Annotated in this window: 1 protein-coding gene and 1 pseudogene; both read right to left on the bottom strand. The window is 36.7% G+C overall.

Annotated elements, in window-relative coordinates; all coding sequences use genetic code 11:
• Positions 1-289: 289 nt before the first annotated feature.
• Positions 290-3,640, bottom strand: a complete 3,351-nt coding sequence (locus tag HT703_RS10045) for a DEAD/DEAH box helicase family protein (RefSeq protein ID WP_023936144.1) — start codon at positions 3,638-3,640, stop codon at positions 290-292.
• A gap of 29 nt (positions 3,641-3,669) precedes the next feature.
• Positions 3,670-3,746: pseudogene (locus HT703_RS10040) on the bottom strand (type I restriction endonuclease); the annotation flags it as partial.

Raw genomic sequence — 3,746 nt, 5'->3', positions numbered from 1 at the left:
GTTTGCTCTTTGATTTTCACTGAGTATTCCTTCATTTTCTCCTGCAATTGAATTCTTGCTCGGCTTTTTGTTTTCTATTTCTTTAAAATCAAAGTAGCTCTTTTATAATAACTCGATCAACAAACATCGTGGTACAAGTATCTACTTTGAAATTTATCAGCCACTTAACAACTGATACTGTATTCTAGGAAAACGATGACATTCTTCCTAATAAAACTTCTCATATATGACATAAATTTCTACTCTTTTTAATTTTAAATGAGTCTCAGTATGGCAATCACTTTAGAATTTAAGCCGCTTCTCCAGCTCGATTATTGATGAGCTCAATGGTTTGAACAATATTACGAAGTACTGGTAGTTGGTGTTGAAAGAGTAGTTGAACAGATCCATGAGATTTAAATGGCTCTTGCGTTAACACTTTCATCTCTAAGCAACCATTTTCTACAATGTAGTCTACAATCAATTTTACAAATGAAATCTGCCTGGCATTAAGGTTCTCATCCGACAAAAATTTAGAAAAAATACGATTGGCAGACTCTCTATCTAAGCCAATAATCTCACGAACCAATCTCGGAATTGCCTTATTTTCATAATGATGTTGGTAGTCTGCTTTACTACCTAATTTTTCCCAGAGCAATTTTTCAAGTGCAAGCATATCATCAGATGTCAACTTTTTATTATGGTATAGCTTAGAAATAGACTCTTCATCCAGATGAGTTTTCAAATAATGCTCAACTTTTTCATTGTAAGACCGAAGATCGTTGACCTGCAAAAATGCTGTGGTCTCGTGAACAGTGGAGAGTATACGATCTTCAAAGTTAACATAGTAGGGTTTACGGTCTGTTTTATCCAAAAACTGTAATAAATCTCGAATAGCAAGACGAATTTTTTCCAAATCAGACAAGCTAACTTCTTTCCAAAATTCAGGCTCCTGTACTTTCCTGATAATTTCAGCCTGCTCAAAAACCTGCGGGATATTGCCAATAGCAGAAAGAGCTCTAGCCGTCTTCATCACTTGGGAAATATGAACAGTAGAAGATTTAGCTGTCAGTTGCCCTAACTGAATATGAAGTAAGCACAAATCAAATCTCCTCGCCATCTCATCTTCTTTATCTTCATCAAATAAAAGCGGAGAGAGATTTTTTTGAATGGTTTCACTTGTAACAGCAGTTAGATTCTGCCAACTTTCTAATTTCCTATAGCTATAAACTGTATCTAAAACCATACGAACCCTGAAGTCCAACTCATTTAAGCTCTCTATACGACCTTGAAGTTCTGAAACAAGCTCCTGACGGTATGCTCTCGCAAACTGATCTTCTTGGTATTGGAGTCCCTGAAGTTCTCGAATCAAGTCCACTTTGATATTAAATAAACGCTGAGTCAAAGAAACAATGTGACGACCCTCTCCATCTCTTGGATCTGCACGAAAATAATCAAAATTGTCCCCATAATCAAATACCAAGAAGTTTTCCTTATCCTGCTCAGGTCCAAATAAATCTTTACATAGACGGGTTCCTCGACCAATCATCTGCCAAAACTTAGTTTTAGAACGTACTTTCTTGAAGAAGACTAAATTAACAACCTCTGGTACATCAATACCTGTATCTAACATATCGACAGAAATCGCAATTTGAGGATACTTCTCCTTAATTTTAAAATCATCAATCAAGGTCTGATAATGCTTAATACTATAATCAATCACCTGAGCATAGTCGCTCCCTTTTTCAGGATAGCGGTTGTTAAAAATACCTCTGATATATTCCGCATGATCATGATTTTTAGCAAAAATAATAGTTTTACCAATTTCATCACCCGAGGCTGTCTGAATTCCTCTTGTCATGAGTTCATTTAAAACAATTTCTACTGTACTTTTATTGAAAATAAAAGAATTAAACACACTCCCATCAATATCTTTTTCACAGCTATCGTCTTCAAATTTGCTATCAAAATGTTCCTTTTCTTCTTCGGACAAATCATCATAATGTAGACCATCCGTAGGTAGTTTCAGTTTGGTTTCGATAGAATGATAGGCTACTAAATATCCGTCTTTAACAGCTTCTTCCAAATCATATGCATATGTTGGAACCCCATTCTCCAAATTAAAGAATCCATAGGTGTTTTTATCTAAATCTTGACGCGGAGTAGCGGTTAAGCCTACAATCCTTGCATCAAAATAATCAAAAATGGACTTGTATTTCTGATAAATAGAACGGTGAGATTCGTCAATTATGATAAGGTCAAAATGCCCAACAGTGAAAGGGCGTTGATTTACTTCTTCTTGACCACTAATCGCTCCAATCATAGTCGGATAAGTTGAAAAGACCATACGACTTGATTGAGCTCCTTCTTTATCTTCTAAGAAGTTACAAACGGAAAGATCTGGGAGTAATTTTCTAAACGAATCATAGGCTTGCTTAACCAAGGAAGTTCTATCGGCTAAGAAGAGAACGTTTTTTACCCAGTTATGACGTGATAAGGTATCAACTAGAGAAACTGCTGTACGAGTTTTCCCAGCCCCAGTTGCCATAACCAAAAGTGCCTGTCTACGATGATTAGAGAAAGCTTCACAAACGCTTGCAATCGCATGTTTTTGGTAGTGACGCCCGGAAATATCGTCTCTAATTTTACTAGAAATATCCTCAAGTGGTTTTTGAAGATGACGTCTATCCATCACTAATTGCAATTCTTCTTGAGAGTAAAAGCCTGCAATCTGGCGTCGGTTCGGACCATCAAGTATATAGTGCTTCAACCCATTTGTAATAAAGCAAATTGGCTGATAGCCGATATGTTTCTCCAGAGCTTCAGCATATTCTTTGACCTGTACTTCCCCTACTTCTGGATTGACAGAGGCTTTTTTAGCCTCCACAATCGCTAAAATTTTCCCATTTTTACCATAAAGTACATAGTCACAGTAACCAATTCCTGAACCGTGTTTGAGACCATCAACGGCTATCTCAACACGACAGTTTTCTTCAAATATCCATCCTGCTAAACGGAGATCGATATCAATAAAGAGCTTTCTTGTCTCTGCCTCAGATAATTGATCAATATGGAAAGGCACATCTTGCCGTTGCGCTGCAGTCTCACGTTTTTCAGTATAAGTCTCTTGAACTTCTACGGACTGAGCAGCCATCTGCTCATGAAAATCAGGCAGTTCTGGTAAACTGTCTTGTAACTTTATCATAGATTGTGGAGTTTCTCGATATTTGATGTTTGCTGAAAGTGGTAAGCACTTCTCATCAAAATAACGCTCCACAAATTCATTGCTGTAACAATAATCGATAAAATTAACAAACTGATACAAATGATGCAAAGCTAAAATCGCTTCTCGTTCCTTAATTTCACCACCATGAGCAGCATGGTTTCCCCACCGAATCAACAGAACTATCTGCTTGTGGAGTTCAGAATCTACGATATCCCTAAAATCATCATCCCATACTAAAGAAGATAGAGTAGCACGATAGGGAGCCTCTAAATATGAATCGTGACTATATATCCAATGGACAGCCTGCTCTAAAGCACGACGCGCCATAAAGGCAGTAGCCACAGTTGATGTAGCAATCATATTCTCAGCTTCAATGCAAGGTTTTGAAAAAGATTCATATTCGTCATTTTTTAAAAGAAAGCTAAAATTTCCCATTTTTTTCTCACTTTAAACAAATAGTTTAGCTATATTATACTAAATTTCAAGCTATTTCTCCACACTTTTATAGCTATCTCACAAGCAAATTGTGATTTGTCGACCT

The sequence above is a fragment of the Streptococcus sp. 3874 genome, from assembly GCF_013276425.1.
In the GTDB taxonomy this organism is placed as follows: Bacteria; Bacillota; Bacilli; order Lactobacillales; family Streptococcaceae; genus Streptococcus; species Streptococcus pseudopneumoniae.
Note: the sequence above shows the minus strand (reverse complement) of the source record. Positions and strands in the feature narration are given on the sequence as shown.

What these genes read in the sequence shown, in the direction of transcription:
- HT703_RS10045 (WP_023936144.1), bottom strand. Translation starts at nt 3,640, where the DNA reads ATGGGAAATTTTAGCTTTCTTTTAAAAAATGACGAATATGAATCTTTT.